Genomic DNA, 26245 nt, shown 5'->3' on the forward strand with positions numbered 1-26245 from the left:
CACAGGCCAGAACACGAATCCACGCCGGCGCACTCACGCCGCGATGTCGTACCGGGCTCGGCCGCCGAGCCTCGGCATGCGCTCGGGGTCGACGTGCGGCGGCGGAATGAGCCACACCCGCGCCGCGAACCCCCGTCCCTCGATCCTGATCTCCCACTCGTTGTCGTGGATGCGATGATGACAGCTCCCGCAGAGCAGCACTCCGTTGTCGAGATCGGTCGGTCCGGCATCCCGCTGCCACCAGCGCAGGTGATGCGCCCTGGTGAGTTGCGGGGGCAACCCGCACATCACGCAACCGCCGTCGCGTTCTACGAGCGCGAGTCTCTGGGCGCGGGTGAACAGCCGCTTCTCGCGCCCCCAATCGAGGATCTCGCCGCCACCGCCGAGCACGACGGGGATGATGCCCCCACCCGCCGCCATCCGACGACAGGAGGCGATGCTGACCGGCCCATCGAGGCCGTCGACCGTCGCGAATCCGGTGCCGGCGGTCAGGTCGTCGAGCCCCACGCGGACGACGACGGTCGCACCGGATACCGGAAGCCCGCCGTTTTCGCATCCGCTCGCATGCGCGCAGATCTCGACGAGCGCATCGGCCTGGATCATCGCGACCGTACGACGGTCGGCATCGGGCGCTTCGGGGTCGAGCACGTGCGCCCGCGCCTGGAACGTGGCCGTCACGTATGCCTGGATCGCCGCCTTCACGGAAGTGCCGGACGCGATGTCGGTCTGCAGGGTCAGGTGCAGCGATCCGTCGCGCTCGAACATCGTCAGCGAGCGCCGCGACCGGGCCTCACCTTCGCGCGGAGCCACGCCGTCGGGGTCGAGCCAGGCCTCGGCGTGCACGACGAGCTTGCGCACGTCATCGAGCGACAGCCCTGCCGCGCGTTCGACGAGCAGTCGCTCGGCATCGACGATCCGCTCGATCCCGGCCTTCACGCGCGCCCGGTCGAGCAGGGCCACGATCAGCGCCACGGCCGCCGCACTGAGCTCACCGGCACCGATCGCCCGCTGCACCTCGGGGTACCGCGGGGGCAGCTTCTCGCCGATGATGTTCACCCGCGGCGCGGTTGCCTCCCCCACCTTGACGAGCCGCACCGCATCGCCCGTCGATCCGCCGGTCGTGGCGGCGATCATGGTCGCCGGGTTGCGGAATCCCTGCTGCTTCGCGAGACCCGCAGACCCCAGTTCCGGACGCGATTCCCGCGCGATGCCCGCCGCGATCTCGGCATGGATGCCGTCGAGCCGACGCTGTACCAGTCCCATCGCCCGGTGCGCATCGAGCAGCTGCGCGCGGCTCAGATCGGCCGCGTTCGTCGCATCGCCCCACGCGTCTTCGAGGTACGTCATCGCCTCGAGGAGCGGGCTCAGATGCGGGTTCGCCATACCTCCATCTTAGAAGATATGTTCGAATCTCAGGAAGGCCTGTGGATAACTCCGCGCCTCGTCATTGCCGTAGTCTCATCGCCATGTCCGCGTCCCCGAAGCTGCGCAGCACGAAGCGCGATGCCGACCGCTGGTTCCGTGAGCAGGGCCTTCCGACGTTCGTTCCGCTGCGCCGCTGGTTCACCGACCTCCCCCGCCGCGTCGCGCCACTGATCGCGTGGGTCGCGGTGGCCGCGTACCTCTTCCAGGACGGGCTCGAGGTCGTCTTCGATTTCGCCCTCGACGACGACTCCACGGAGTGGGAGATCCTGCTCGTCCTCTTCGCCGTCGTGATCTTCCTGCTCGCGATCGGGCTCGCGTGGGCCGCCTACTACCTCGTGCGCACCCTGCTGCGTCGCCTCCCGGTGGGCATCGGCACCGCGGTCGCGCTCGTCCTGATCGCCGCGTGCCTCGCCTTCACGATCGTCTACGGCTACAGCGCCCAGCCCGACGCGACCGTCGGGCCGGTCCTCCGCACGATCCTGGTGCTCGGCCTCTGCATCCTGGTGACCGGCATGGGCGGTGGCGCGATGATCTCCTGGGCCTCCCGCCTCGCGGTGCGCAACGCCTCGGCGATCGGTCACATGGCATCGATCGCCCTCCCGGTGATCCTGATGCTCGTCGTGTTCTCGTTCTTCTCCGCCGAGGTCTGGCAGATGGCGTCCGCCCTCTCCTGGGGATCCATCGCCCTGCTCGGCCTCGTCGTCGCGGTGCTCGCGGGCATCGTCGTGCTGCGGGTCAGCGCCTCCGAGATCGACGATGACGCTCAGGCGCCGAGCGCCGAACAGCGCGCCGCCCTGCTCATCGGCACGCCCGCCGAAGGCCGCCCCGTCGCCGACGGCACCCCGACACGCCTGCGCGCGCCGCAGCGCATCAACATCCTGCTCGCGATGACCGTGGCGCAGCTGGTGCAGGCCCTGTTCTTCGCCGGGCTCCTCGCGGCGCTGCTGATCGTGATCGGAGGCATCGCCGTCCCCACGGGCGTCGTCGGCATCTGGCTCGGACCCGGCAGCACCGCACAGCCCCTCGCGGTGCAGCCTCTGGAGTTCTTCGGGGCGAAGCTGCCACTCACCGTCAACCTGCTCAAGGCGGCCACCCTGCTCTCGGTGATCGCCGCCCTCCCCTTCGTGTTCTCCGCCGTGAGCGAGGCCCGCTACCGGGAGCGCTTCTTCGACCCGATCATGGCCGACATGCGGCGTGCGATCCTCGTGCGCGAAGCCGTGAGCACGACGGCGGCAGGCTGAGCTCTGTAACTGTTCGGTCGCAGCACGCCCGGCGCCCGCTCCTCCTGCTAGCGTCGGCGATGCGCACCCGAAGCGCCGAAGAACGATGCGCACCCGAAGCGCAGAAGAAGAGAGAACGCCCGCCGATGACAGCCGTGCGAATCAGGGACGCCGAGACCGCCGATCTCGAGACGATCACCGCGATCCACAACCATGCCGTGCTGCACACCACCGCGATCTGGAACGAGGAGGCGGTGGACCTCGCCGACCGTGTCGCCTGGCTCGCCGATCGCACCGGCCGCGGCTACCCAGTCATCGTGGCGGTCGACGACACGGGGGTGCTGGGCTACGCGTCGTACGCGCAATGGCGTCCGCACAGCGGCTATCGCCACACAGTCGAGCACTCGGTCTACGTCGTCGACGGCCAGCACGGTCGGGGCATCGGCACCGCCCTGATGTCGGCGCTCGTCGATCGTGCGCGGAATGCCGGGATGCACGTGATGATCGCCGGGATCGAGAGCGGGAACGCCGGCTCCATCGCGCTGCATGAGCGCCTGGGCTTCGTCGAGGTCGGACGCATGCCGCAGGTCGGTGCCAAGTTCGGACGCTGGCTCGATCTGAGCATGCTGCAGCTGGTGCTCGACGACCGCCCCGAACCCGACGCCGGATCCTGACGATGAACCTGCTGCAGTGGTTCGTCGACGCCTTCAACTCGCAGTGGATGCTGCCCGGCGGGCAGACGCTACTGGTGCGGGAGGTCGTGGGCAACGCGTTCGGTCTCGCCAGCGCGCTCGGCGGCATGCGACGCAAGGTGTGGGCATGGCCGGTCGGCATCATCGGCAACCTGCTGCTGCTCACCGTCTTCCTCGGCTCCGCCCTCAGCCCCGATCCGTCGCTGCCGCACCTGCTGGGTCAGGCCGGGCGGCAGATCATGTTCATCGCCGTCGCGATCTACGGATGGGTGCGCTGGCGGAACCTCGACGGCGGACGCGTGGTGCCCCGCTGGGCGCCGACGAGCGCCCGCATCGGCATGGTGCTGGTGATGGTCGTCGGCACGGTCGCCCTGACACCGCTGTTCCGCCTGCTGGGCTCGTGGGAGCCGGTGTGGGCCGACGCCTGGACGTTCGTCGGCTCGCTGCTGGCCACCTACGGCATGGCGAAGGGCTGGACCGAGTTCTGGCTGGTCTGGATCGCCGTCGACGTGGTCGGGGTGCCGCTGTTGTTCAGCTCCGGCTACTACGCCACCGGCTTCATGTACGTCTTCTACGGCGTCTTCACCGCGATCGGCTTCGTGATCTGGTGGCGGGCGCAGCACACCGCCGCACACCCGATCGAGATCCTGCCACCCGACCCGAGCCCGCGACGGCCGGAGGAGGAAGAGCTCGCCTGAGCTCCCCTCCCCCGGGCATCCCCCTCCGCCTCGATGTCGCCCCTCCTCGACACGAGGCCGTCTTCAGCGCCGGCGCTTCGCCGTGCGCGTCGTCTTCGCTGTCAGCGCCATGGCGTCGGCTGCCCACGCCGTGAGTCGTTCGAGCGGGCCCTTGCCGACCGTGCGCGTCCAGATGAGCGCGCCGGCCATCATGAGCAGTGAGAGCGCGATCCACGGCAGCACCGGGTTGGGCAGCCAGGTCGCCGCCCCCGCCAGGATGAGGATCGCCTGGACGACGTAGCCGGTGAGCGGAACCGCGCCGTAGGCTGCCAGCGGGAGAACGGCCCACCGCGCATAACGGGTCACCAGCAGGCACAGGCCGAGGACGGCCACCGCGAAGCCGCCGGATGCCAGCACCTCCAGCACGCCGCCGGAGTGGGCCGAGACGCTGATGACCGCTTCGAGCATCTTCGCGGGCGGGTCCTCCGAAGCCACGCGATCGATGTACGACTGCCCCTCTTCGATGCCGCCGCCGTCGTCCGTGAACAGCGAGGCCGTCTCCGGAGGGAAGCAGACGATGACGCCGTCACTGGTCTGGCATGTCAGTCCGGAGACGTCGACCTCGTCCCCGGGGATCATGCCCATCGAACCCGAACCCGAACCCGAACCGGACGTCGAGCTCGACGACGCGACGTCGAGCTGCGGCGGCGTGAGGAGCGCGCCCAGCGCGTAGCCGCCGATCGCGATCAGCCCTCCGCAGACGAGCATCACGACCGCCGTCTTCGCCCTGGTCAGGTCGAGGCGCCCGATGACGAGGCCGGCGCAGAGCAGCGCGGCCCAGACCGTGATCGGGTAGGTGCCGAACAGCACCAGCGACAGCCCCGGGCCGCCCAGATCCGGCGAGAGCGTGCCGATCAGGGCGAGCAGGGGAGGACCGAGGATGGCGAGCGCCGCGCCGGCGATCACCAGCACCCTGGTGCGCAGGTGGACGGTGAACGCCGCCAGGATGTAGAGCACGCCGTAGAGCGTGAGGATCACGGCGATTCCCGAGCCCAGCAGCTCGACCACGAGCCCGATCACGAAGATCGCCGCCCCGCGACCGACCAGACGCAATCGGATCTTCCGGAGCTCGTCCGGTGACGCGGTACGGGCACCGCCCGTCATCAGCGCGAGCGAGACCCCGGCCAGCAGGGCGAACAGGATCGAGGAGCGACCGTTGACGATGTCGAGCCATGTCGACGGGTCGGTCAGGGTCAGGTCGGGACCGCTCGCGACCATCAGGTGCGCACCGAACATGCCGACCAGGGCGAGCCCACGAGCGACATCCACGCCGACGATGCGGCGCCTGCCCGTGGGGGCGCCTCCGCCGCGGCGCGGGCCGTCGCCGGAGTCGGCTGCGGAGGCGTCGGCCGTCGGCGCGGCGGAAGACGGGATGATGTGGGGCGTGCTCACGTGGGGACCTCTCGAGGAATCGGCGGAGACCTCAAGCTCAGCACGCGCCTCCGAGGGCGCGCATCCACCCTCAGTACCGCTTCGATCCGTCGAGCGGATGAGCGTCGACGCCGCGCGCTTCCCGCCGGGCGTCAGTGCTGCACGCGCGCCAGGAACTCCGCGGTGGCCGCCTGCTGCGGGGCATCGAACACCTGGGAGGGCGACCCCTGCTCGACGACGACACCGTGCTCGAGGAACACGATGCGGTCGGCGACCTCACGCGCGAACGACATCTCGTGGGTCGCCATCACGATCGTGGCGCCCTGCTGCTTCAGCTGTCGCACCAGATCGAGCACCTCGCCCACCAGCTGCGGGTCGAGGGCGCTGGTGATCTCGTCGAGCAGCAGCACCTCGGGGTGCGTGAGCACCGCGCGCACGATCGCCACGCGCTGCTGCTGTCCGCCGGAGAGCCGGTCGGGGTACTCGTCGGCCTTGGCGCCGAGGCCGAGCGTGTCGAGCAACGCGCGTGCCTGGGCGCGCGCCTCCGTCTTGCGCATGCCGTGCACGCGCACGGCGGCGAGCGTGACGTTGTCGAGCACGGTCAGGTGCGGAAACAGGTTGAAGTGCTGGAACACGACCCCGATCCGGGCCCGCACCGCGTCGGCGTCCACCCGCGGGTCGGTGATGTCCTCGCCGGAGAGGAAGATCTGCCCGTCGTCGATGCCCTCGATGAGGTTCATGGTCTTGAGGAGGGTCGACTTGCCCGAGCCGGACGCGCCGATCAGCACGACCACCTCGTGCGTGCCGACCGCGAGGTCGATGCCGCGCAGCACGTCATGATCGCCGAAGCGCTTGCGCACACCCCTGGCCTCGATCACGGGCACGCTCATACGACTCCTCCGGCTTGCTCGCGCTTGTTCAGACGCGCGGTGACGACATCGGTGAGGCGGATCATCGGCCAGCTGAGCACGATGAACATGAGGCCGGCGACGACGTACGGTGTGAAGTTGTAGGTCTCGGCGACCATCAGCTGTGCCGCACGGACCGCATCGACGGCGCCGAGCACCGAGATCAGCCCCACGTCCTTCTGCATCGAGACGAAGTCGTTCATGAGGGCGGGGACGACCTTGCGCACGCCCTGCGGGATCACGACGATCCGGAGCGTCTGCCCGTGGGTCAGCCCGAGCGACCGCGCGGCGATGCGCTGCGAGGGATGCACGGCCTCCATGCCTGCACGGAGCACCTCGGCGACATAGGCGGAGTAGGTGAGGACCAGCGCGATCGTGCCCCAGAACATCGGGGGCATGCGCGGGAAGATCATCAGCGCGGGGATGCCGAACCCCACGAGGTACAGCACGATCAGCAGCGGGATGCCACGGAAGAAGTCGGTGTAGGCCGCGGCGATCGCGCGCAGAGGGAAGAACACCGGGCCGCGCAGCGAGCGCATGGTAGCCAGGAGCGTGCCGAGGATCGCGACGCACACCACGGCGATGACGAGCACCAGGAGGTTGACGAGCAGTCCCTGGAAGATCGGACCGATGCTCTCCAGCGCGACCTGCGGATCGAAGAACGTCTGGCTGACGATCGCCCAGCCGGGGGTGTTGACGACGACGACGACGAGCACCGCCAACAGTGCGATGCTGCTGCCGAACGCGATCAGGATGGATCGGGTGGTCGCCCGACGCCGCAGAGCGCGGCGTGACAGCTCGAGTTCGCTCGGCTGCCACTCCGCGTCGACGGAGGTCGAGGTCATTTCAGGACGGGGACGTCGACCGCGTCGCTGAGCCACTTCTGCTGCAGCTCGTCGAGCGTGCCGTCGTCGCGCAGGGCGTCGACGGCCTTGGTGACGTCGGCCGTGAGCGCGGAGCCCTTGGGAAGGACGATGCCGAAGTCGTCGCCGCCGTTCGCGTCGGCGAACTGACCGGTCACCACGCCGTCGTCGAGCTGGGCACCGACGACGTAGAAGGCGCCGGGGAGGTCGGTGATCATGGCGTCGATCTGTCCGCCCTTGAGCGCGAGCACCACGTCGTCGACCGAGTTGAAGACGTTGAGGTTCGCTTCGCCGAGCTGGGCCTTGGCGACCGTGTAGCTGGTGGTCCCGCTGGCCACGCCGACCTCGGTGGCCTTGAGCTCGTCGATCGTGGTCGCCGATGCCGCGGGCGAGCCGCCGACCGCGACGACGGCCTGCGTGGTCGTGTAGTACGGCGACGAGAAGTCGACGGCCTTCTTGCGGTCATCCGTGATGGAGAACTGCTGCAGGTTGATGTCCCAGTCCTTGGGGCCCGGTGCGATGGCGCCGTCGAAGGTGGTGCGCACCCAGACGATGTCGTCGGCCGTGTAGCCGAGTTGCTCGGCGACGGCGTTGGCGACCGCGCCCTCGAAGCCCTCACCGTTGGAGGGGTCGTCGTCGACGAACCACGGCTCGTAGTTGGGCTCGCCGGTCGCGATCGTGAGCTTGCCCTCGGTCACGGTCGGAAGGCCCGAGCCGTCTCCGCTGCCGGAGCCCGTGGACGGCGAGCTGCAGGCGGAGAGGGTGAGGGCGATGGCGGCGGCAGCAGCGGCGACGGCTGCAGCGCGGCGGAGGGCGGGAGCGAAGGGCACGATGACTCCAGGGCGAGGAAGGGTATGGAGAAGACGGCGAGGCAGGACGGGTCTGCTTCTGCAGACACGGTCTGCCTCTACAGAGTAGGCGATGCGGCGAGTCGCCAATCGGCGAAGTCGAAACCTGGGGACACGAAGCACGACACCAGCACCTCGTCGGCGTCGAGCGGCCTCGCGGCCTGCCAGACGCCGGCCGGCACACGCACCTGCGCCGCCTCTCCGGGGCCGAGCACGATCGCCGTCGCCTCGCCCGGTTCCGCACCGTCTCCGCCGAGGCGGAGTTCGAGTCGGCCGGGCCCGTGCCACAGCCACAACTCGTCGCTGGTCACGACGTGCCATTCGCTCTTCTCCGATGGCAGGAGGAGGTAGTGGATGCAGGTGGCCGCCGGCCGCTGACCGTTCGGCGTCTCGACGGGAAGCGGGCTCGTCCAGGTGCGGCGGAACCAGCCGCCTTCCGGATGCGGGGCGAGGTCGAGCCGCTCGGCGGTCGCGGGGCGCTGCGTCATGAGATGCCTCCAGTTCCAGGGGTGGCGATCGGAACGGTCACGGGGTGACCGCTGCACGGTCGAAGGAGTCGATCGCGTAGCGCACCTCGCCGGAGATGATCGTGGCAGCGGTACGGCCGGCACCGTGCTCGACGAGTTCGACCACCGCATCGGGGCCCGCCGGGACGTCGAAGAAGGTGAGGTCGGCGAGGGCCCCCACGGCGAGGTAGCCGGTGCGGTCCGGGCCCACGTCGATCCCCATGGCGTGCGCACCGCCGAGGGTCGCGGCACCGAGCAGGCGCGCGTGCAGGTCGCGGTCGGTGTACCCCTGCGCGCGGGCGATGCGCGCGAGCTCCGCGACGTCGGCCAGCACGTCGAGCGACGGGCTCGACGACAGCGAGTCGGTGCCGACGGCGATCGGGCTGCCCTCGCGCAGGTACGCGGCGATCGGCGGCTCCTCGAGTCCGATGACGGCGTTCGACCGCGGGCACAGGGCCACCGTCGTGCGGCGTTCCCGCAGGATCGCGCGGTCCCTGGCGCTCATGTAGACGCCGTGCGCGATGTGGCAGTCGGGCCCGAGCACGCCGAGCTGATCGACGAACTCGGTGGCGCTGGTGCCGAATCCGGCCTGGCGCAGTTCTTGGAAGCTGGCGAGCCCGGCCGTGTGCCACGCCTGGGGATGCTCGTGGGCGAACTCGCTCTCGAACGCGGCCTCGCCGAGGTGGATGTGGATGCGTCCGCCGCGCTCGCGCACGATGTCGGGGATCTCCAGCAGCGGCTCGATGTCGAGCGAGTAGGGGGCGTGGGGTGAAAGGCCCGTCCCCGGCGGGGTCGGCAGGGCGTCGAGCGCCTGCTCCACCTGCGCGCGCCCGGTACGGGCCCAGTCGGCGTTGGTCCAGCTCATCACCTCCCAGTAGGTGATGCCGTGCAGCCGGGCATCGTGCAGCGCGGTCGCCGCCGGACGATCGGTCACGACATCGGCCACAGCCGTCGTGCCGGAACGCAGCGCCTGCGTCGCACCGTCGGCCGCATCCGCCGCCCAGTCGCGACCGCCTTCGTACACCGGGTCGAAAGCGCGCACCCAGTCGTCGAAGCCGTCGTACTGCCCGCGCCCGACCGAGGCCATGCCGGTGTACTGCAAGTGCGTGTGCGCGTTCACGAGCCCGGGGGTCAGGACCCCGGGCCAGTGCACCTCGTCGGCGGCGATGCCCCGTTCGGACAGCGACCGCAGCACCCACTCGCGCTCTCCGACGTGCATGATGCGGCCGTCGCGCACCGCGACCGCGCCGTCGACGATCGGCGGCGCGGTGATCGGCACGACGAGTCCCGCGGAATAGACGGTCACGGCGGTCATGCGGATTCTCCTCGGAATCGCGGCGAGCGCCACTCGCGCTGCGCTTCGACCTGCGCCGGGCTGCGCTGGTCGATGTGCGCGCCGCGCAGGGCGAGAGCGGCCGCGCCGATGACGGTGTCGGTCTCGGGCGGCAGCGCATGCACGCCGGCGGGCAGACCGTGCGTGAGGAGGTGCTCGACGGCGAAGAGCTGCACCGAGAACGAGAGGTCCATGATCTCGATCGGGTTGCCTTCGCCGGCAGACAGGTTCACGCACCCGCCTCGGGCGATCACGAGCGCACCTTCGCCGGCGCGCTCGACGAACGGAGAGGATGCGCCCTTCTCGCCCGCGAACGGTCGCAGCGTCGCAGGGTCGAGGTCGACCTCGTGTGGAACCCCGCCCGCGACCGCGACGATCGCCGCCGCTCGCAGCACCTCGGCGTCGACCGTGTGCGGCGCCCCGGTGGCCGAGACGACGAGCGCTCCCGGGGCGAGGTCGTGCAGTCGTCCGATCCGATAGCCGTCGTGCGCGGCTCGGAGAGCACGCACCGGATCGGTCTCGGCGACGCCGACCTGCACGCCGAGGGCCCGCAGGTGCGCGGCGACGCCCTCACCGACCGGGCCGTAGCCGACGACGACGGCAGGCTGGTCGCGGAGGTCGATGCCCACTTCGTCCAGCGCATCGGCGATCGCGAACACGCACGACTGGCCGGTGCCGTAGCGGTTGTCGAAGGAGGTCTTGGTCAGGGCGTCGTTCACCGCGATCACGGGGATCTCGAGCAGCCCCTCGCGCTCCATGAGCCGCAGCGGCGTGAGTCCGCTCGTCGTCTCCTCCGCCGCACCCCGCAGCTGCCGTGCGAGACCCTCTTCATGAGCGAGGCGGATCAGGTGCGAGCCGTCGTCGAGCAGCAGGTCGAAGCCGCGGCGCAGGAACGACACCGCGGCAGCGCGCTCCGCAGCACCGGAGAGCGAAGGATCACCGTCGACGGGGATGCCGCGGGAGCGCAGCACCTGGGCGACCTCGACGTCGATCTCATCGGGGTGGGCGTAGACGGCGACCGTGGCGCCGGCATCCCGCAGCAGCAGGGCGAGCTGGGCGGTCTTGGGCTCGAGCACCATCGCGATGCCGATCCGCAGACCGCGCACCGTTCCGGCCTCGCGCAGTCGCGTCGCGAGAGCGGTCGCGACGGGCATGTGCCGTCCTGCGGCGTCGACGCGATCCTCCGCCGTCTCGCGCATCGGGAGCGCGTGGCCGTCGAGCAGGATCTCGGGGGCCTCCCCTGGCGCGAACACGACACCCGCATCGCCGAGATGAGCCCCGAGCGCCGGCAGCAGCCGGCGCAGCTCGTCGGCCACGGCATCCGTCCCGACGACAGAGAAGTCCCGACCGGAGACGAGCAGGTTGGTTTCGCGGGCGAAGCGGCGCACCAGACGCTGGGCTGTCGCGGTCTCGTCGGTCACCAGTCAAGGGTAGAGCCACGGGAGGAGGGCGCCGGACGAAACATGTACATCTCCAACACCCAGATGTACAATTGATTCATGTCCACCATCAGCGTCGCCGACGCGCGCAACAACCTCTCCACGGTCATCGCCCGCTCCCAGGAAGAGGCGGTCTTCATCGAGCGGCGCGGCCAGCGGGCAGCAGTGGTGGTCAGTCCGGAACAGTACGAGCGGATGCTGGACGCGCTCGAAGACGCCGAAGACGCAGCCGCGTTCGACATGGCGATGACAGAAGAGGGGCCCAATATCCCCTGGGATCAGGTGAAGGCCGACCTGGGCTGGACGTGAGCTATCGGATCGAACTGCGCCCAGCTGCGGTTCGAGCACTGAAGAAGGTCGACCATCAGGATCGCGACCGGATCCGCGGGGCCATCGCTCTGCTCGGTGAGAATCCCCGCCCGCCGGGAGCGAAGGCACTGCAGGGACGCAACGGACTCCGCGTCCGCGTCGGGAACTACCGCATCATCTACACGATCGACGACGACGTGCTCGTCGTCGCGGTCGTTACGCTGGGGCATCGGCGGGACGTTTACGAGCGCTGACCCATCCGGAATGTGTCCGTGCATGTCGGAGACCCTGGCTTCGCCGGCGCCCTTCGCCTTTCATGGAGCCCATGACCCGTCAGATCCGCTTCAACGCCTTCGACATGAACTGCGTCGCCCACCAGTCGTCCGGCCTGTGGCGGCACCCCGACGACCGGTCACGGCAGTACAACACCATCTCGTACTGGACCGATCTGGCGAAGCTGCTGGAGAGCGCGACCTTCGACGGCATCTTCATCGCCGACGTGCTCGGCACCTACGACGTGTACGGCGGCACGAACGAGGCCGCGATCCGCAACGGCGCGCAGGTGCCGGTGAACGACCCGATCCTGCTGGTGAGCGCGATGGCGGCCGTCACCGAGAACCTGGGCTTCGGCATCACGGCCGGCACCGCGTTCGAGCACCCCTATCCGTTCGCGCGCCGGCTGAGCACGCTCGACCACCTCACGCAGGGCCGCGTCGGCTGGAACGTCGTGACCGGCTATCTGCCCAGCGCCGCGCGCAACATGGGTCAGGAGGACCAGCTCGCCCACGACGACCGCTACGACCACGCGGACGAGTACGTCGAGGTGCTCTATAAGCTCTGGGAGGGCTCGTGGGAAGACGATGCCGTGGTCGAGGACCGCGAGCGCGGCATCTTCACCGACCCGGGCAAGGTGCACCCGATCGGGCATGAGGGCAAGCACTTCAGCGTTCCCGGCATCCACATCTCCGAGCCGTCGCCGCAGCGCACGCCGGTGATCTACCAGGCCGGCGCGAGCCCGCGGGGCGTGAAGTTCGCGGCCGAGAACGCCGAGGCCATCTTCGTCGCCGCGCCCTCGAAGGAGGTGCTCGCCGGCACCGTGAAGCGCATCCGCGGTGCCCTCGAAGCGGCGGGCCGCGACCGGTACGACGCCCGCATCTACACGCTTCTCACCGTGATCACCGCCGCGACGAGCGAGGAGGCGACGGCGAAGCACGCCGAGTACCTCTCCTACGCGAGCCCCGAGGGCGCGCTCACGTTCATGTCGGGGTGGATGGGCGTCGACCTGTCGCAGTACGCGGAGGACGAGCCGGTCGGCAACGTCGAGTCGAACGCGATCCAGTCCGTGCTGCAGCATCTGAAGGAGGAGGCCGACCTCGGCCGCGAGTGGACGGTCGGCGACTTCGGACGCCACAACGCGATCGGCGGCCTCGGGCCCACGATCGTCGGATCCGGCACTGAGATCGCCGACGAGCTGCAGTCCTGGGTCGACGAGACCGACATCGACGGCTTCAATCTCGCCTACGCGGTCACCCCCGGCACCTGGCAGGACATCATCGAGCACGTGATCCCGGTGCTGCGCGAGCGCGGCGCCTACCCCGAGGAGTACGCGCCGGGCACACTCCGCAACAAGCTCCACGGCCGTGGCGACCGGGTGCAGGACACGCACCGCGCCGCGAAGTACCGCGTCGGGGCGTTCGCGAAGGCGTAGCCGCTCTCGAATCGCGCACGTGGTCGCTTCCGCGGCGAATCGGCGACCAGGTGCGCGATTCGACGGCCGTGGGTCAGTCGTCGCTGCGGGCGAAGATCCCACGCAGGACGAGGAAGACCACCACGGCCACGACCGCGACGATCGCGAGCTTGAAGATGAACGCGAGGACCGAGAACAGGGCGCTCACGATCCACCACGCGATCACGACGGCGAGGACGACGCCGAGGATGGTCCAGAGGTTCTTGGTCATACCTCCAGCCTACGGAATCACCGCCGGGGGATCTCCTCGAGGGAGCGGTAGACCGGCAGCCCGCGCTGCTGCGCGATCTCGACGTCCTTGTCGGCACCGGACGACTCGCCCGGCAGGCGCAGCACCGCGTCGCAGTGCTGCAGCAGGCGGTGCGCGGTCTCGTACATGACGTCACCGTCACCGGCATCGGCATCGGCCGCCTCGAGTGTGCGCAGGATCGGCAGCGCGACCCACTCCCCGATCATCGGCACGTGGCCGAGGCGGAAGATCGGGCCCGAGACCTCCTCCAGGCGCGCGAGGTTCCGGGCGATGAGGTCGGGGTCGCCGTTCGTCCCGGAGCGATAGGGGCCGGCGATGAGGATCAGGAGTGGCTTCGTCATGGAGATGACTGTAGTCTGAATCATGCACAATCGTGCAACTTCGTGAGGAAACAAATGCTCGCTGCGCAACGCAAGGACCACCTGCTCGACCTTCTCGCCCGCGACGGACGCGTCGTCGCGAAAGCGGTGGCCGACGAGCTCGGAGTGTCGGAAGACGCCATCCGCCGAGATCTCCGCGAACTCGCCGAGGAGGGGAAGCTCCAGCGGGTGTACGGCGGCGCCCTGCCGATCCCCGAGCCCGAACGACCGGTGCGCGACCGGCACGGCCTCGCGACCGAGAGCAAGGAGCGGGTGGCACGTGCGGCCGTCGCGCGCATCCGTCCCGGAGCGACGATCGTGCTGGACGCCGGGACCACGACCCTCGCGATGGCTCGGCTGCTCCCCTCCGGCGCCGGCACCACGGTCATCACCCCGAGTCCCGTCGTCGCGCTCTCCGTGGCCGAACACTCCGACGCCCGTGTGGTCATGATCGGCGGGGAGCTCACCCGGCACTCCCTGGTCACCGGCGGAGGACTCGCGATGGAGGCCATCCAGCACCTCGCCGCCGATGTGTTCTTCCTCGGCGTGACCGGCGTCGATCCCGTGCACGGTCTCACGACGGGTGAGCTCGACGACGCGGTGACGAAGCGGGCACTCGCTTCGCGGTGCACGGAGACCGTGGTGCTGGCCAGCGAGGAGAAGGTCGGTGCCGCCGCCCGCTTTCCTGTCCTCCCGTTCGAGGCGATCACCGCGATCATCACCGATCCGCTCGACGCGAATCCGATCGTCGAGCGGCTCGCCGCACTGATCAGCGCTCGGGAGTGACCGACGATCCCGCCCCGGGGAGACGGCCGGCGAGCAGGTCGTGCAGGTGCCCCGCGGTACCGAGCAGGGCGACGCTACGGCGCGTGAGGTCGGCCAGCCTCTCCGTGAGGATCCGCTGGACTTCGGAGGTGCGACCGTGCGTGCGCACCTCGTCGAGGATGCGGGCGATCGCCGGAATGCCGTAGCCGCCGGAGCGGAGAGCCGCTGCCACCCGCGCCTCGGTGATCGCGGCGGCACCGTAGGAACGGGTCGACGCCGCACCCCGCAGCGGATGCACGAGCTCCTCGCGCTCCCAGTGACGCAAGGCCGACGGACGGATGCCCAGCGCCTGGGCGAGTTCGCCGATCGTCATCGCGTCCTCCTCGGCGAACACGTCGTCGGCCTCGGCCACGGCGACATCGAGTCCGCTCAGCGCCTCCCGCACCCGAGAACGCTCACGGGAGAGGTTCGCGTGCAGATCGTCGATCCGCTCGGCGGCTCCCTCGACCGTCCCCTCGATCAGGTCCGGCATGAGCCGGCGGGCGGGCACCGGGCCGAGCGCGGCTGCCATCGCGCGGTACGCCTGCAGGGCCGTGACATGCGGCATCCGATACCGGCGATACCCGTTCGCACCGCGCTCTGCCGCGGGGATGACGCCGAGGCGCTCGAGATCGCGCACCTGCTGGGTCGAGTAGCCGACCAGCCGTCCGAGCTGCACCGTCGTGAATGTCGCCTCTTGAGGGTTCTGCACCTTTTCCCCCTTCGCTTACGGACAGAAGTCCACATAAGCACTTCCACCTCACCATTGAAGGATGGAAATGCAGAAGATCATCGAGACGGTCCGTGGCTTCGACGGTGTCCTCGTCGTCGCGCCCGGGCCCGGAAGCGACTTTCCGGAGCTGTCGTGGGGAGACGCGTACTTCTCCTACGCGCCCGACGGACGGATGCCGGAGCGCACTCAGCCGTACGGCACGATCATCACGAAGGACTATCCCGACGACGCCTCATCCGCCCTCGACGCTCCGGGACGCTTCCGGGTGAACATCCACGTCGGGCGGGCACAGACCGAGTCGATCGTGGATGCTGACGCCGATCCGACCGAGGCCGACGTGTTCCACCGGCATCCGCTCTACGGCACGTCCGGTTGGGTGTGCGTGATCAACCCTGCGGAACGGACGGGGGATGCGGTGCTCACCCTTCTTCGCGAGGCGCACGAGGCTGCACGATCACGCATCGAACGCCGAGCGAGGTGAGCATGACGACCCCACAGGGCATGACCGACACAGACCGCCGCACCGTCGCGGTGTGGGCCGCCGACTGCGCGGAGCGGGTGCTCCCCTTGTTCGAGGCCGAGGCGCCCGACGACGCTCGGGCCCGGGACGCCATCGCCAGGGCACGGGCGTTCGCACGCGGTGACCTCACGGCCGCGGACGAGATCCGACGACGCTTCGTCGCCGGCAGGGCTGCCCGCAGCGCCACCTCCTCCGCCGGAGTCGCCGCAGCCCGCTCGGCAGCCCAGGCCTCAGGAGTCGCACACATGGGCGCGCACGCGCTCGGAGCAGCCGCCTACGCCGCGAAGGCCGTCGAACTGGCCCACCCGAACGCTCCCGAAGCACGTGTCGAAGAGGTGCGATGGCAGCTCCGCACGCTCTCCGTCGAGGCCGCCTGCGCACTCCGACACCTGCCGCCCCTCGGCACCGACACCGCCGGCCCCCTCGGCCCCGGGCTGCTCGACTCCGGCACCCTCGGCGAAGTGATCCGTGAGATCCAGGCTGCCCTCGCCGACTGACTTCTTCGAATCGGAGCAGGGCGAGGCGACCGCTTCAGCCCCGATTCAGCGTGGAGCCACCACACTGGAGGGATGCGGATCCTGGTGGTGGACGACGAGGTGCGTCTCGCCGAGGGCGTACGCCGCGGCCTCGAGGCCGAGGGCTTCGCCGTCGACGTGGCGCACAACGGCGTCGACGGACTCTGGCGCGCACGCGAGACGCGGTACGACGCGATCGTGCTCGACCTCATGATGCCCGGCATGAGCGGCTGGAAGGTGTGCGAGGCGCTTCGGGCCGAGGAGAACTGGACGCCCGTGCTGATGCTCACGGCGAAGGACGGCGAATGGGATCAGGTGGAGGCGCTCGAGACCGGCGCCGACGACTACGTCACCAAGCCGTTCTCGTTCGCGATCCTCGTCGCGCGCCTGCGGGCCCTCGCGCGCCGCGGAGCCGTCGCCCGTCCGGCCGTCCTGGAGGCCGGCGATCTCCGACTCGACCCCGCCGCGCACCGCGTCTGGCGCGGGGAGACGCCCGTGACCCTGACCGCACGGGAGTTCTCGGTGCTCGAGCACCTGATGCGTCATCGCGGCCAGGTGCTGTCGAAGCGGGCTCTCATCGACGGCGTCTGGGACGACGACTTCGACGGCGACCCCAACATCGTCGAGGTCTATGTCGGGCATCTGCGCCGCAAGCTCGACAAACCGTTCGGCCGTGAGGCCATCGAGACCATCCGCGGGGCGGGCTATCGGCTGGCGGCTGACGGTGGCTAGCCGCGGCTGGCGCTCAGTGCGCGGAAGGACGACGCTCGGCGCCACCGTCGTCGTCGCCGTCGCCCTGCTGATCGGCGCCTTCTCGTTCTACGGGGTGCTGAGCGCGAGCATCCACGGCAGCACCGAACGCGCCGCGGAGCAGCGGCTCAGCGAGCTCGCCGAACGTGCCGGTGGGCCGGGCGGCAAGGGCGTGGACGCGCTTGACGACGAGATCCTGCAGATCCTCGGTCCGGACGGTTCGGTACGCGCGGCGAGCGAGGAGGCTCGCGACAAGCTGGGTTCGACGCCGCTCCCCGCCGATGACGACCCGCAGACGACCACCGTCGACGGCGACACCGTCTTGGTGGTCTCGGAAGACATCGACGGCGATCAGACGCTCGTGCTCGCCGTCTCGATGGATGACGATGCCGAGACCCTCGCGACGGTCGCGACGCTGCTCGCCGTCGCGGTCCCCCTGCTGCTGCTGCTCGTGGCCGTGACCACCTGGCTCGTGGTCGGTCGCGCGCTCCGCCCGGTCGAGCGCATCCGCGAAGAGGTCGACGGCATCACCGCCGAGCGCCTGCACCAGCGAGTGCCGGTGCCGGAGACCGCGGATGAGATCGCCGCACTCGCGACCACCATGAACGGCATGCTCGACCGACTCGACGCCGCGGCCACCGCGCAACGGCGCTTCGTCTCGGATGCCTCGCACGAACTGCGATCCCCGCTCGCGACGATCCGTCAACACGCCGAGCTCGCCCAGGCCCACCCCGACGTGACGAGCATCGGCGAACTCGCCGATGTCGTGTCGGAGGAAGGGCTGCGTCTGCAGGGGATCGTCGAATCGCTGTTGCTGCTCGCCCGTCTCGACGAAGGCGCGAGCACGCTTGACGAAGCGGTCGACCTCGACGACATCGCTCTCGGGGAAGTGCGTCGGCTCCGCGCAGCGGGGATCGACGTCGACGGCTCGGGCATCCACGCCGCGCGCGTGCACGGCGACCCGCGGCTGCTCGGCCAACTGATGCGCAATCTCGCCGACAACGCTGCGCGCCACAGCCGAGGACGCATCGCGATCGGGGTGATCCCGTCCGACGGCCACGTGTTCGTCACGGTCGAGGACGACGGCACCGGGGTGCCGGCCGAGGAACGCGAGCGCATCTTCGAGCGCTTCGTGCGCCTCGACGAAGCCCGCAGCCGCGACGCCGGAGGCAGCGGACTGGGGCTCGCGATCGCCCGCGGCCTCGCCACCCGCAGTCGGGGAACCCTCACGGTCGACGACTCCCGCTGGGGCGGCGCACGGTTCGTCCTCGCCCTCCCCCTCAGCACCTGACCGGCCGGAAGTCCGGTTCCTGAAGAGGTCTTCAGGACGCTTCAGGGAGGCTTCAGCGCCCGCGCGGCACCATCGAGACATGGACGACAAGACACCCTCTCCCGACCAGACGCCGACTCCCGACCAGACGCCCACTCCCGACCAGACCGCACAAGGCACCCCGGATGCGCAGACCGTACCGGTGACCCCGGCCCCGGATGCGGCAGCCCCGAACGCGGGTGCCGGTCACCACCCGACCTTCCCCGCGGCGGAGCCGGTCGCCGTCCCCACGACATCCGCACCGAAGCCCGGACGCAAGCGCGCACTGCTCATCGGCGGGGGCATCGCGGCAGCCGTGGTCCTGGCGGGCGGCGGCATCGCGATCGGTGCCGCGATCGGCGACGAGTTCGGCGACGACGACCGCTCCTCCATGTCCGACGGTCCCCGCCACGACGACGCGGATGACCACGCCCAGCGCGACGGCAACCGCGACCACGACCGCGGCGACGCCCCCTCGAACGGCCGCGGCCCGGTGACAGGCATCGGCACGGCATCCGCCGACGAACTCATCACGATCGCGGATGCCGCACGCGGAGCCGCCGATGGCGAGGTCACCTCGATCAATGCGAAGCGCGACGGCACATGGGAGGTGCAGCTCACGACGACCGCGGGCGATGAGACCGAGGTCCGTGTCGACAAGGACCTCGCCGCATCTGTCATCTCGACCGATGTGGCCGACGGCGACGACACCGGCCCCGCGCTCACGCTCGACGACGAGACGATCCGCGCCCTGGTCTCCGCGGCCCTCGCCGAGGCCGAGGGCATGATCACCGACCTCGATGTCGACGGCGACGACGTGAGCCCGTACGACGCCTCCGTCCTCACGTCGGACAACCGTTCGATCGACATCGACTTCGGCGTCGACTTCGCGGTCGTCGGAACCGACATCGACTGAGTTGCTCGAGGAGGGGACCGAGTCGTTCGAGGAGCAGCCCCCTGCGTCCTGTCGGGCGAACCCGATGCGCCCGACTCGAGATGATGCCGCCGCCCCGCACGGGCGGCGGCATCGTCGCGTCCGGACTCGGTCGAAGCCGATTAGCATTCAAGGATGACGAACTCCGCACCGATCGACGACATCTCCATCGGCGGTGAGGTGATCCGCCTCGGGCAGTTCCTCAAATTCGCCGGCCTCCTCGATTCGGGCGGCGACGCCAAAGAGGTCATCATCGACGGATACGTCACCGTGAACGGCGAGGTCGATCGCCGACGCGGGCGCCAGCTGCGCGACGGCGACCTGGTGACCTTCGAGGGACGCACGGTCCGCGTCCGCCCCTGACCGAACATCGACGTGCGGTGGATTCCGAAGAACCCACCGCACGTGTCAGCGGCCGATTCAGCCGATGACGGTGTTCGTGTCGGTGATCTGCGACATCGGACCCGAGAGGTCCTGATAGACGTAGGCAAGGGTCTGCAGAGTGGTTCCGGGGGCGACGTCACCGACCTGGGCCGTGATGACCGCCGTGCCGGTCTCGCCGGGCTCCAGCTCGCCGAAGGAGGCGAACACATGGCTGCTGCTGACGATCGGCTCGCCGAGGGACGATTCGGCACCGGTCACGGTCAGACCGGAGGCCGTCGGGATCGCCGTGGAGATCAGGCGAGCGAAGCTGGAGCGGTTGGTCGCGGTGACCGTGATGCGCACCTTCTCGCCGACCTGCACCACATCGACGTTGTCGTCGAGAGCGACCTTCGCGGCCGATCCGAAGGTCTGCTCGGACTCCTGGCCCAGCGTGCCGTCGGCAAGTCGCACCCAGCCGATTCCCGCCTGGCCGACGCTCGTGTCATCGCTCGGCGCGAAGGGGTAGTTCACGGCTCCGTAGTTGTCGATCTGGGCTTCGGCAGCCTTGGCGGCCGGTGCGCCGATGAGCGCGACACCCGCGGCCAGGGCGATGGTGATGCCGGTGGCGGCGATTCGGTTCTTCAGCTTCATGGTGTTCCTCCGGTTGATGTCCGGCCAGGATCCGGCCGGCAACATTCAACATTTCACTGCCGCGATGGAGGTGGCCGCGTTCAGGGAATCTGTATGCCGATAGATCGGAATGCGTGGGCTTTCGGAAGAGGAGGTGCGGAGCGGTCGACTATCGCGCTTCCGACGGCAGGACCCGCCGCACGGTGACGACGATCAATGCGATGAGGAGCCCGATGATCGCCACGTCGGCGGCGATGTACGCATAGTGCGCCCAATTCGTGCCCGGCGCCTCGGCCCCGGCGATCACCAGATCGCTGCGCCGGTTGAGCACCGGGCGGATGACGGCGATCTCGAGAAGGAACACCACCCAGATCACGCCGAGGATCACCAGGGGCGTGCGCCCGACCTTCGCCCGGGCACTCACGGCTGTGAGCACGACCAGGACGACACCCGCGAGCACGTTCAGCGCGGTGAAGACGAGTCGACCGATGCCGAGTCCGATCGGGATCGTGACGCCGGGCGCGAGGAACTTCAACGGGGCTTCGAGGAAGGAGAGCGCGAAGATCGCCCCGAGCAGGAACGCCGGCAGCAGCAATTGCAGAGCCGTGTTCGTCCGTCCATTGGAAGTCATGAAGCCCCTCTTCTCCCGCCGATCGCCGCCCTCCCTCCGACGCTACTGCGGCAGGTCGAGGTCGCAGACGGTATCGACCGGAGAAAAGACGGCATCGACGGGAGAGAGACGTAGGCGCTCACAGCCACTCGATCACCTGCTCCGCGAGGATGCCGACGCCGATGACGGTCATGGCGATGCCCGCGATCCGGGTGACCACAGAGCTCGCACGCGGCCGGGTGCGCAGGAGACGACGGGCGAGCAGCCCCACTGTCGTGTAGACGATCGCGATGTTGAACAGGTGCAAGCCGCCGAGGGCGAGCATCTGCGTCGTCGACGGCCAGCCGTTCGGGCTCGTGAACTGCGGCAACAGGGCGAGCAGCAGCAGGAGCCCCTTCGGGTTGATCCCGCTCACACCGGATCCCCGCAGGAACTGCCCCCACCCCCCGGTGGCGACCGGTTCGCCGCTCTCCGCGATCGGCGCAGGGCGTGTGGCCAGCGTCGTCGCACCGAGGAAGATCAGATAGAGCGCGCCGATCACGGTCAGGGTCGTGAGGGTTACCGGATACGCGGTGACCAGCGCTCCGAGACCGAGCGCGACGGCGACGATCACGACGGTGTACCCGGCGATCATCCCGAGGATGGAAGGCGCGATCGAGCGGGCGCGCAGGCCGGCGGAGATCGCATACGCCCAGTCCGCTCCGGGGGTCAGCGCCAGCATCACGGCGACCACCCAGAACTGCATGACCAGAGCGATATCCATCGGTCCTCCTCAATCCGAGGAAGAGACTACGAAGGATCACGCGAAAGGTGCTCCGATTCTTCGAGTGATCGCGCCCTTCACCTGCAAGAATTGTCACCATGGACGCACTTGACCGGGAGATCCTCTCCCTGCTGCAGGATGATGGACGGATGAGTGCGACGCACCTCGCCTCCCAGGTCGGGTTGAGCCTGTCCGCGTGCCATCGCCGACTCAAGGAACTGGAGCAGTCCGGAGCGATCGAGCGATACCGCGCGGTCGTCGCGCCCGCAGCCGTCGGCCTCACGTTCGAGGCCATCGTGTTCGTGACGATCGGACGCACCGACAAGGACACGATCGTGGCGTTCGAGGAGGCCGTCGTGGCGATCCCCGCGGTGGTCGAGGCCCAGCGCCTGTTCGGCGACCCCGACTACATGCTGCGCATCCTCACCCGCGACATGAGCGCCTACCAGGAGCTCTACGACAACACCCTCGGGGCCCTGCCGGGGGTGCAGCGACTCACCTCGACCATGGTGATGAAGCGCCTCGGAGCGGATCGGGCGGTGCCGATCCCCTGAGGCGGCGAGCCTCCGCGTCGGCGATCAGACCGCGACGGCGCTGATCGACGCGTGCGGACGCCGTTCGTCCTGTACCCGCGCCTCGCTGTCGAGCACGGAGAACCCCGCGCGTTCGAGCAGCGCCGACATCCCGTCCACCGACCAGTAGTGCGCCGTGGTGACCGCGTGCGGGAACGGTTCGCCGTCCGTCCCGTCGAAGAACCCGATCAGCAGGTGACCGCCCTCGCGGATCGCGCGCCGCGCGGCCGCGAGCAGGGACGGCAACTCATCCGGAGTCGCATGGATCAGCGAGTACCAGGCGAGCACGCCACCGAGTGAGCCCGCCGGGACGTCGGCGTCGGTCAGCGATGCGACCCGATACGGCACCTGCGGGAACCGTGCGGAGGCATCGTCGACGAATTCCGGCACGAGGTCGATGCCCTCGGCGTCAGCGCCTCGATCGACGAGGAAGGCGGTCCAGTGCCCGGGCCCGCAGCCGACATCGAGAATGCGCCCGTCGATGCCATCCGACCAGCGTCCGATGCGCTCCCGGTCGATGTCATCCATCTGCCCGATGTCACCGAACAGCTCCGTGTACTCGCCGGCACGCGCGGCATATCCGTCGCGGATGCGCACGTCGCTTCCGGAGTGGTTCATCATGGCGCTCTCCCTTCACCGTGCGCTCACGATCGCTCCTCTCCACGGTATCCGGAGGCTGCCTCGGCTCCCCTCGACGCGAGGACAGCCGACCGATACTGTCTGGTCATGACTACGACCGACGCACCGGTGCACTCACCTCGTTGGCACCTTCTCGGCTCGCTGCCCTTCGCCGCAGCCGCGCTCGTCCTCGTTAACGGGCTCTACATCTTCCTCGTCGCCCTCGGCAACATCACCGACTACGGCACGAACTTCGACTTCGTGCAGCACGTGCTCGCGATGGACACCACGAACTTCGGCCAGGAGGCCGGAAAAGGTCTCGACCCTGACGTGATGTGGCGGGCGATCGACAATCCCGTGCTGTGGAACATCGCGTACATCGGCGTGATCATCTGGGAGTCGCTGAGCGCGATCGTCCTGATCGTCGCGGTCGTGTTCTTCGTGCGCGGATTCCTCGGCCACGGCTTCCATGCCGCCCGCGTCTGGTCGTCGATCGGACTCGTGATGATCATCCTGCTCTTCGTGGGCGGATTCATCTCCATCGGCGGCGAGTGGTTCCAGATGTGGCGCTCCACGTCGTGGAACGGGGTCGACCCCGCCTTCCGCAACTCGGTGATCGCCGGCATCGGCCTGGTGCTGCTGCACCTCCCGTCACCCCGATGGGATGACGCTCCGCCTCGGCGCGACGCCGCCCGATAGGCACGTGGGCCCACGGCGTCCTCACGAACGCCGTCGTCCCAGGGCCCAGAGCCCTCGCACGATTCCCACCGCGACGGCGCCGATGATCCCGCCGATCGTGTTCCACACGATGTCCTGCACGTCAGGGACACGCCCAGGGATCGCGGCCTGGACACTCTCGATCGCGAACGACGCACAGAAGACGAGCACGGGCGCGAGCATCCAGAGCCGCCGGCTGAGCGCAAGCGCCACCGCGGCTCCGAGAGGGACGAAGAGCAGTGCGTTGAGGGTGCTCTCCACCTCGATGAAGGTCATCGGCTCGACCAGAGGCGCCGCGAAGACATGGGCGAGGTCCATGAAGAGCGCACGAGCAGGGCTCGCGAACCGGCGCGGCGTCAGCGTGACGGCGACGACCGCCAGAGCCGCGAGGCCCGCGACGAGGAGCCGCGGGCCGGACGACGGGCGAGAGTGAGCGGAGTGAGCCATACGCCCACCTCACCGCATCCGATGTTGCGTGAGCGTATGCGTTTCGGTCGCTAACACTCGGGGGTGGAGAGCGAACCGCGATGGAACCTGACCGTCGGGCTCTGGCTCATCTACACGCCGGTCCCCTCCGGATTCGGCGACGGCGTGGTGGGTCGGGGCCGATACCTGACCGAGGCGCTGCACCGTGACGTCCGGGAAGGGCGGGCCGAAGGGTACGACTGGAAGATCGAACCCGACGGCTCCTGGAGCATCGCAGAGCGCCTCGTCGTCTTGGCGATGAGCGAGAACGGCGACTACCCCGCCTGGGACACCGGTGCCCGAGACGACGACGGCGAACTGCCGATCTTCCACACGTCTCGCTTCAACTCACTGACGCGCATAGGTGACGACCTCTATGAAGCGATCGAATGGCTTCGTCAAGGCGACCGCGAACCGGATCCCATCGACCTCACTCCCCCTCGCTCCCACCCCGCTGTGAGCGACGGAGCCGACGCTCAGTTGAAGTCGCCGCCGGGAGCCATGTCCATGAAGCGCGAGTAGTGCCCCTGGAACGCGACCGTGATCGTCGCGGTAGGTCCGTTACGGTGCTTGGCGACGATGAGGTCGGCCTCGCCAGGACGCACGTCCTTGTCGTACACCGAGTCGCGGTGCAGCAGGATGACCATGTCGGCGTCCTGCTCGATCGAGCCCGACTCTCGCAGGTCGCTGATCGCGGGCTTCTTGTCGGTGCGCTGCTCGGGACCACGGTTCAGTTGCGAGAGGGCGATGACCGGAACCTGCAACTCCTTGGCGATGAGCTTGAGGCTTCGGGAGAACTCCGAGACCTCCTGCTGACGCGACTCGACGCGCTTGCCCGAGGTCATCAGCTGGAGGTAGTCGATGATGACCATGCGCAGCCCCTCGCGCTGCTTCAGTCGACGGCACTTCGCCCGGATCTCGACGAGGGTCATGTTCGGGCTGTCGTCGATGTAGAGCGGGGCGTCGTTGATGCGTCCTCGGGTCGCGGCGACGGTGGTCCAGTCGCGCGGGTCGAGGTTTCCCTTTCGCATGTTCTGCAGCGGGATCGCACCCTCGGCGCTGAGCAGACGCATGGCGATCTCGCTCTTGCCCATCTCGAGGGAGAAGAAGACGGAGGGGAGGTTGTGGCCGATGGATGCCGCGCGCGCGAAGTCGAGCGCGAGCGTGGACTTGCCCATGGCGGGTCGAGCGGCGACGACGATCATCTGCCCGCCGTGGAGGCCGTTCGTCAGCTCGTCGAGCTCTTTGAAGCCGGTCGGCACTCCGGTCATCGATCCGTCGCGGCCGCTGGCGGCCTCGATCTCCTCGAGCGCGGCGTCGACGGCGATCTGCAGCGGGACGTAGTCTTCGGCGGTCTCGGATCCGGTGATCGAGTAGATCTCGGCCTGCGCGTTGTTGACGATGTCGGTCGCATCGCCCTCACCGGCGTACCCGAGCTGCACGATGCGCGTGCCCGCATCGACGAGCCGGCGCAGGATCGCGCGCTCGGAGACGATGCCCGCGTAGTAGCCGGCGTTGGCCGCCGTGGGGACGATCGACGTCAGCGTGTGCAGGTAGTCGGCACCGCCGGCGCGGCCGAGCTCGCCCGTCTTGATGAGCTCGTCGGTGACGGCGACGACGTCGGTGGGCTCGCCATGGGAGTACAACGAGAGGATGGCCTCGAAGATGAGCTCGTGCTTCGGGATGTAGAAGTCGGCGCCCTTGAGCGTCTCGATCACATCGGCGACCGCATCCTTCGACAGGAGCATTCCGCCCAACGCGCTCTGCTCGGCGAGAAGGTCGTGGGGAGGCGTGCGTTCCGGCGCACGCTTCGCGCCCATGCGCTCTTCTGAGATGTCAGCGATCGACACAGTCTTCCCTTCGATGCGACGTTTCCGATGCGATGTCCCGGTGAGACGCCGTCCTGATGAGACGCTTCCGTGGCGGGCCCGGTGC

The 26245-nt window shown here is 69.2% G+C and carries 33 protein-coding genes; 16 read left to right on the forward strand and 17 right to left on the reverse strand.

Annotated features, from left to right (window positions below):
* Positions 1-33: 33 nt before the first annotated feature.
* Positions 34-1383 carry an HNH endonuclease gene (locus tag B2869_RS17900; RefSeq protein WP_292769495.1) on the reverse strand — a complete coding sequence of 450 codons (1350 nt, stop codon included), beginning with the start codon at positions 1381-1383 and terminating at the stop codon, positions 34-36.
* Between the two features lie 83 nt (positions 1384-1466).
* Here B2869_RS17900 and B2869_RS17905 point away from each other — a divergent pair, with 83 nt between their 5' ends.
* The 3 genes from B2869_RS17905 (at position 1467) to pnuC (ending at position 4035) form a co-directional block, all read left to right on the forward strand.
* Entirely contained in the window at positions 1467-2666 is a 1200-nt protein-coding gene (locus B2869_RS17905; protein ID WP_292769498.1) for a hypothetical protein, read from the forward strand.
* 125 nt (positions 2667-2791) lie between these two features.
* Positions 2792-3319 carry a GNAT family N-acetyltransferase gene (locus B2869_RS17910; RefSeq protein WP_292769501.1) on the forward strand — a complete coding sequence of 176 codons (528 nt, stop codon included), beginning with the start codon at positions 2792-2794 and terminating at the stop codon, positions 3317-3319.
* Between the two features lie 2 nt (positions 3320-3321).
* Positions 3322-4035, forward strand: coding sequence for a nicotinamide riboside transporter PnuC (pnuC, locus tag B2869_RS17915; RefSeq protein WP_292769504.1), 714 nt, complete (start codon positions 3322-3324; stop codon positions 4033-4035).
* A 63-nt stretch (positions 4036-4098) separates the two neighbouring features.
* Here the strand turns inward: pnuC and B2869_RS17920 are convergent, their stop codons facing one another.
* From B2869_RS17920 to B2869_RS17950, 7 genes are all read right to left on the reverse strand, one after another.
* On the reverse strand, positions 4099-5466 hold the full coding sequence (locus B2869_RS17920; protein ID WP_292769507.1) for a heparan-alpha-glucosaminide N-acetyltransferase domain-containing protein: 1368 nt from the start codon (positions 5464-5466) through the stop codon (positions 4099-4101).
* Positions 5467-5597: 131 nt separating this feature from the next.
* Positions 5598-6335, reverse strand: a complete 738-nt coding sequence (locus B2869_RS17925; RefSeq protein WP_292769510.1) for an amino acid ABC transporter ATP-binding protein — start codon at positions 6333-6335, stop codon at positions 5598-5600.
* On the reverse strand, positions 6332-7198 hold the full coding sequence (locus B2869_RS17930) for an amino acid ABC transporter permease (protein ID WP_029260707.1): 867 nt from the start codon (positions 7196-7198) through the stop codon (positions 6332-6334). Before B2869_RS17930 ends, B2869_RS17925 begins: the two co-directional genes overlap by 4 nt.
* On the reverse strand, positions 7195-8046 hold the full coding sequence (locus tag B2869_RS17935) for an ABC transporter substrate-binding protein (protein ID WP_292769515.1): 852 nt from the start codon (positions 8044-8046) through the stop codon (positions 7195-7197). Before B2869_RS17935 ends, B2869_RS17930 begins: the two co-directional genes overlap by 4 nt.
* A 77-nt stretch (positions 8047-8123) precedes the next feature.
* On the reverse strand, positions 8124-8552 hold the full coding sequence (locus B2869_RS17940; protein ID WP_029267957.1) for a cupin domain-containing protein: 429 nt from the start codon (positions 8550-8552) through the stop codon (positions 8124-8126).
* A 37-nt stretch (positions 8553-8589) separates the two neighbouring features.
* A complete protein-coding gene (locus tag B2869_RS17945) occupies positions 8590-9885 on the reverse strand; it encodes an amidohydrolase family protein (protein ID WP_292769519.1) in 1296 nt (431 codons plus the stop codon).
* Positions 9882-11324, reverse strand: coding sequence for an adenosylhomocysteinase (locus B2869_RS17950; RefSeq protein ID WP_292769522.1), 1443 nt, complete (start codon positions 11322-11324; stop codon positions 9882-9884). The genes B2869_RS17945 and B2869_RS17950 overlap by 4 nt, the downstream gene beginning before the upstream one ends.
* A gap of 78 nt (positions 11325-11402) precedes the next feature.
* Here B2869_RS17950 and B2869_RS17955 point away from each other — a divergent pair, with 78 nt between their 5' ends.
* From B2869_RS17955 to B2869_RS17965, 3 genes are all read left to right on the forward strand, one after another.
* Entirely contained in the window at positions 11403-11651 is a 249-nt protein-coding gene (locus B2869_RS17955) for a type II toxin-antitoxin system Phd/YefM family antitoxin (protein WP_292769525.1), read from the forward strand.
* The gene (locus B2869_RS17960) at positions 11648-11905 is read left to right on the forward strand and encodes a type II toxin-antitoxin system RelE family toxin (RefSeq protein WP_029267965.1); all 258 of its coding nucleotides are present in this window, start codon (positions 11648-11650) and stop codon (positions 11903-11905) included. The genes B2869_RS17955 and B2869_RS17960 overlap by 4 nt, the downstream gene beginning before the upstream one ends.
* A gap of 71 nt (positions 11906-11976) precedes the next feature.
* On the forward strand, positions 11977-13359 hold the full coding sequence (locus tag B2869_RS17965) for an LLM class flavin-dependent oxidoreductase (RefSeq protein WP_292769529.1): 1383 nt from the start codon (positions 11977-11979) through the stop codon (positions 13357-13359).
* A gap of 73 nt (positions 13360-13432) precedes the next feature.
* Here B2869_RS17965 and B2869_RS17970 read toward each other — a convergent pair whose 3' ends face one another.
* A complete protein-coding gene (locus B2869_RS17970) occupies positions 13433-13609 on the reverse strand; it encodes a hypothetical protein (protein ID WP_029260713.1) in 177 nt (58 codons plus the stop codon).
* A gap of 17 nt (positions 13610-13626) precedes the next feature.
* Entirely contained in the window at positions 13627-13989 is a 363-nt protein-coding gene (locus B2869_RS17975) for a DUF4406 domain-containing protein (RefSeq protein ID WP_292769534.1), read from the reverse strand.
* Positions 13990-14043: 54 nt separating this feature from the next.
* On the opposite strand from B2869_RS17975, the gene B2869_RS17980 reads away from it, so the two are divergent.
* The gene (locus B2869_RS17980) at positions 14044-14793 is read left to right on the forward strand and encodes a DeoR/GlpR family DNA-binding transcription regulator (protein ID WP_292769536.1); all 750 of its coding nucleotides are present in this window, start codon (positions 14044-14046) and stop codon (positions 14791-14793) included.
* Here B2869_RS17980 and B2869_RS17985 read toward each other — a convergent pair.
* Complete coding sequence (locus B2869_RS17985) at positions 14777-15523, reverse strand: MerR family transcriptional regulator (RefSeq protein WP_292769539.1); 747 nt, start codon at positions 15521-15523, stop codon at positions 14777-14779. The genes B2869_RS17980 and B2869_RS17985 overlap by 17 nt on opposite strands.
* Before the next feature lie 67 nt (positions 15524-15590).
* Between B2869_RS17985 and B2869_RS17990 the strand changes: the two genes are divergently transcribed.
* The 6 genes from B2869_RS17990 (at position 15591) to B2869_RS18015 (ending at position 19935) form a co-directional block, all read left to right on the forward strand.
* A complete protein-coding gene (locus B2869_RS17990) occupies positions 15591-16025 on the forward strand; it encodes a DUF6194 family protein (protein WP_292769542.1) in 435 nt (144 codons plus the stop codon).
* 2 nt (positions 16026-16027) lie between these two features.
* Complete coding sequence (locus B2869_RS17995) at positions 16028-16561, forward strand: putative immunity protein (RefSeq protein WP_292769545.1); 534 nt, start codon at positions 16028-16030, stop codon at positions 16559-16561.
* A gap of 72 nt (positions 16562-16633) precedes the next feature.
* A complete protein-coding gene (locus tag B2869_RS18000; protein ID WP_292769547.1) occupies positions 16634-17311 on the forward strand; it encodes a response regulator transcription factor in 678 nt (225 codons plus the stop codon).
* Between the two features lie 16 nt (positions 17312-17327).
* Entirely contained in the window at positions 17328-18620 is a 1293-nt protein-coding gene (locus B2869_RS18005; protein ID WP_292769549.1) for a sensor histidine kinase, read from the forward strand.
* A gap of 79 nt (positions 18621-18699) precedes the next feature.
* Positions 18700-19554: a hypothetical protein gene (locus tag B2869_RS18010; RefSeq protein WP_292769552.1), complete on the forward strand. Its 855-nt coding sequence runs from the start codon at positions 18700-18702 to the stop codon at positions 19552-19554.
* A 153-nt stretch (positions 19555-19707) separates the two neighbouring features.
* Entirely contained in the window at positions 19708-19935 is a 228-nt protein-coding gene (locus tag B2869_RS18015) for an RNA-binding S4 domain-containing protein (protein ID WP_021199452.1), read from the forward strand.
* Between the two features lie 57 nt (positions 19936-19992).
* Here the strand turns inward: B2869_RS18015 and B2869_RS18020 are convergent, their stop codons facing one another.
* From B2869_RS18020 to B2869_RS18030, 3 genes are all read right to left on the reverse strand, one after another.
* Positions 19993-20586: a hypothetical protein gene (locus B2869_RS18020; protein ID WP_292769556.1), complete on the reverse strand. Its 594-nt coding sequence runs from the start codon at positions 20584-20586 to the stop codon at positions 19993-19995.
* 148 nt (positions 20587-20734) lie between these two features.
* On the reverse strand, positions 20735-21196 hold the full coding sequence (locus B2869_RS18025) for a hypothetical protein (RefSeq protein ID WP_292769559.1): 462 nt from the start codon (positions 21194-21196) through the stop codon (positions 20735-20737).
* 118 nt (positions 21197-21314) lie between these two features.
* Complete coding sequence (locus B2869_RS18030) at positions 21315-21938, reverse strand: LysE family translocator (RefSeq protein ID WP_292769560.1); 624 nt, start codon at positions 21936-21938, stop codon at positions 21315-21317.
* A gap of 98 nt (positions 21939-22036) precedes the next feature.
* Between B2869_RS18030 and B2869_RS18035 the strand changes: the two genes are divergently transcribed.
* Entirely contained in the window at positions 22037-22492 is a 456-nt protein-coding gene (locus tag B2869_RS18035; RefSeq protein WP_021199448.1) for an Lrp/AsnC family transcriptional regulator, read from the forward strand.
* 24 nt (positions 22493-22516) lie between these two features.
* Here B2869_RS18035 and B2869_RS18040 read toward each other — a convergent pair whose 3' ends face one another.
* Entirely contained in the window at positions 22517-23131 is a 615-nt protein-coding gene (locus B2869_RS18040) for a class I SAM-dependent methyltransferase (RefSeq protein WP_292769563.1), read from the reverse strand.
* 105 nt (positions 23132-23236) lie between these two features.
* On the opposite strand from B2869_RS18040, the gene B2869_RS18045 reads away from it, so the two are divergent.
* Positions 23237-23827 carry a DUF2165 domain-containing protein gene (locus B2869_RS18045; RefSeq protein ID WP_292769566.1) on the forward strand — a complete coding sequence of 197 codons (591 nt, stop codon included), beginning with the start codon at positions 23237-23239 and terminating at the stop codon, positions 23825-23827.
* A 21-nt stretch (positions 23828-23848) separates the two neighbouring features.
* Here B2869_RS18045 and B2869_RS18050 read toward each other — a convergent pair whose 3' ends face one another.
* Positions 23849-24292 carry a VanZ family protein gene (locus B2869_RS18050; protein ID WP_029260737.1) on the reverse strand — a complete coding sequence of 148 codons (444 nt, stop codon included), beginning with the start codon at positions 24290-24292 and terminating at the stop codon, positions 23849-23851.
* Between the two features lie 63 nt (positions 24293-24355).
* On the opposite strand from B2869_RS18050, the gene B2869_RS18055 reads away from it, so the two are divergent.
* Positions 24356-24832, forward strand: coding sequence for a hypothetical protein (locus B2869_RS18055; protein ID WP_292769571.1), 477 nt, complete (start codon positions 24356-24358; stop codon positions 24830-24832).
* Here the strand turns inward: B2869_RS18055 and dnaB are convergent.
* The gene (gene dnaB, locus B2869_RS18060; protein WP_017829839.1) at positions 24787-26160 is read right to left on the reverse strand and encodes a replicative DNA helicase; all 1374 of its coding nucleotides are present in this window, start codon (positions 26158-26160) and stop codon (positions 24787-24789) included. The two genes, B2869_RS18055 and dnaB, sit on opposite strands and share 46 nt — an antisense overlap.
* Between the last annotated feature and the right edge of the window lie 85 nt (positions 26161-26245).

Source organism: Microbacterium sp. UBA3486, assembly GCF_002377845.1.
Taxonomy (GTDB): Bacteria; Actinomycetota; Actinomycetes; order Actinomycetales; family Microbacteriaceae; genus Microbacterium; species Microbacterium maritypicum_A.

Coding starts and splice junctions, on each gene's coding strand:
- B2869_RS18030 (WP_292769560.1), bottom strand. CDS start 21,938: ATGGATATCGCTCTGGTCATGCAGTTCTGGGTGGTCGCCGTGATGCTG.
- B2869_RS17965 (WP_292769529.1), top strand. CDS start 11,977: ATGACCCGTCAGATCCGCTTCAACGCCTTCGACATGAACTGCGTCGCC.
- B2869_RS17940 (WP_029267957.1), bottom strand. CDS start 8,552: ATGACGCAGCGCCCCGCGACCGCCGAGCGGCTCGACCTCGCCCCGCAT.
- B2869_RS18000 (WP_292769547.1), top strand. CDS start 16,634: ATGCGGATCCTGGTGGTGGACGACGAGGTGCGTCTCGCCGAGGGCGTA.
- B2869_RS17990 (WP_292769542.1), top strand. CDS start 15,591: ATGCAGAAGATCATCGAGACGGTCCGTGGCTTCGACGGTGTCCTCGTC.
- B2869_RS18040 (WP_292769563.1), bottom strand. CDS start 23,131: ATGATGAACCACTCCGGAAGCGACGTGCGCATCCGCGACGGATATGCC.
- B2869_RS18015 (WP_021199452.1), top strand. CDS start 19,708: ATGACGAACTCCGCACCGATCGACGACATCTCCATCGGCGGTGAGGTG.
- B2869_RS17905 (WP_292769498.1), top strand. CDS start 1,467: ATGTCCGCGTCCCCGAAGCTGCGCAGCACGAAGCGCGATGCCGACCGC.
- B2869_RS18050 (WP_029260737.1), bottom strand. CDS start 24,292: ATGGCTCACTCCGCTCACTCTCGCCCGTCGTCCGGCCCGCGGCTCCTC.
- pnuC (WP_292769504.1), top strand. CDS start 3,322: ATGAACCTGCTGCAGTGGTTCGTCGACGCCTTCAACTCGCAGTGGATG.
- B2869_RS18025 (WP_292769559.1), bottom strand. CDS start 21,196: ATGACTTCCAATGGACGGACGAACACGGCTCTGCAATTGCTGCTGCCG.
- B2869_RS17930 (WP_029260707.1), bottom strand. CDS start 7,198: ATGACCTCGACCTCCGTCGACGCGGAGTGGCAGCCGAGCGAACTCGAG.
- B2869_RS17925 (WP_292769510.1), bottom strand. CDS start 6,335: ATGAGCGTGCCCGTGATCGAGGCCAGGGGTGTGCGCAAGCGCTTCGGC.
- B2869_RS17970 (WP_029260713.1), bottom strand. CDS start 13,609: ATGACCAAGAACCTCTGGACCATCCTCGGCGTCGTCCTCGCCGTCGTG.
- B2869_RS18045 (WP_292769566.1), top strand. CDS start 23,237: ATGACTACGACCGACGCACCGGTGCACTCACCTCGTTGGCACCTTCTC.
- B2869_RS17980 (WP_292769536.1), top strand. CDS start 14,044: ATGCTCGCTGCGCAACGCAAGGACCACCTGCTCGACCTTCTCGCCCGC.
- B2869_RS18020 (WP_292769556.1), bottom strand. CDS start 20,586: ATGAAGCTGAAGAACCGAATCGCCGCCACCGGCATCACCATCGCCCTG.
- B2869_RS17975 (WP_292769534.1), bottom strand. CDS start 13,989: ATGACGAAGCCACTCCTGATCCTCATCGCCGGCCCCTATCGCTCCGGG.
- B2869_RS17945 (WP_292769519.1), bottom strand. CDS start 9,885: ATGACCGCCGTGACCGTCTATTCCGCGGGACTCGTCGTGCCGATCACC.
- B2869_RS17900 (WP_292769495.1), bottom strand. CDS start 1,383: ATGGCGAACCCGCATCTGAGCCCGCTCCTCGAGGCGATGACGTACCTC.
- B2869_RS17910 (WP_292769501.1), top strand. CDS start 2,792: ATGACAGCCGTGCGAATCAGGGACGCCGAGACCGCCGATCTCGAGACG.
- B2869_RS18035 (WP_021199448.1), top strand. CDS start 22,037: ATGGACGCACTTGACCGGGAGATCCTCTCCCTGCTGCAGGATGATGGA.
- B2869_RS17955 (WP_292769525.1), top strand. CDS start 11,403: ATGTCCACCATCAGCGTCGCCGACGCGCGCAACAACCTCTCCACGGTC.
- B2869_RS18010 (WP_292769552.1), top strand. CDS start 18,700: ATGGACGACAAGACACCCTCTCCCGACCAGACGCCGACTCCCGACCAG.
- B2869_RS17995 (WP_292769545.1), top strand. CDS start 16,028: ATGACGACCCCACAGGGCATGACCGACACAGACCGCCGCACCGTCGCG.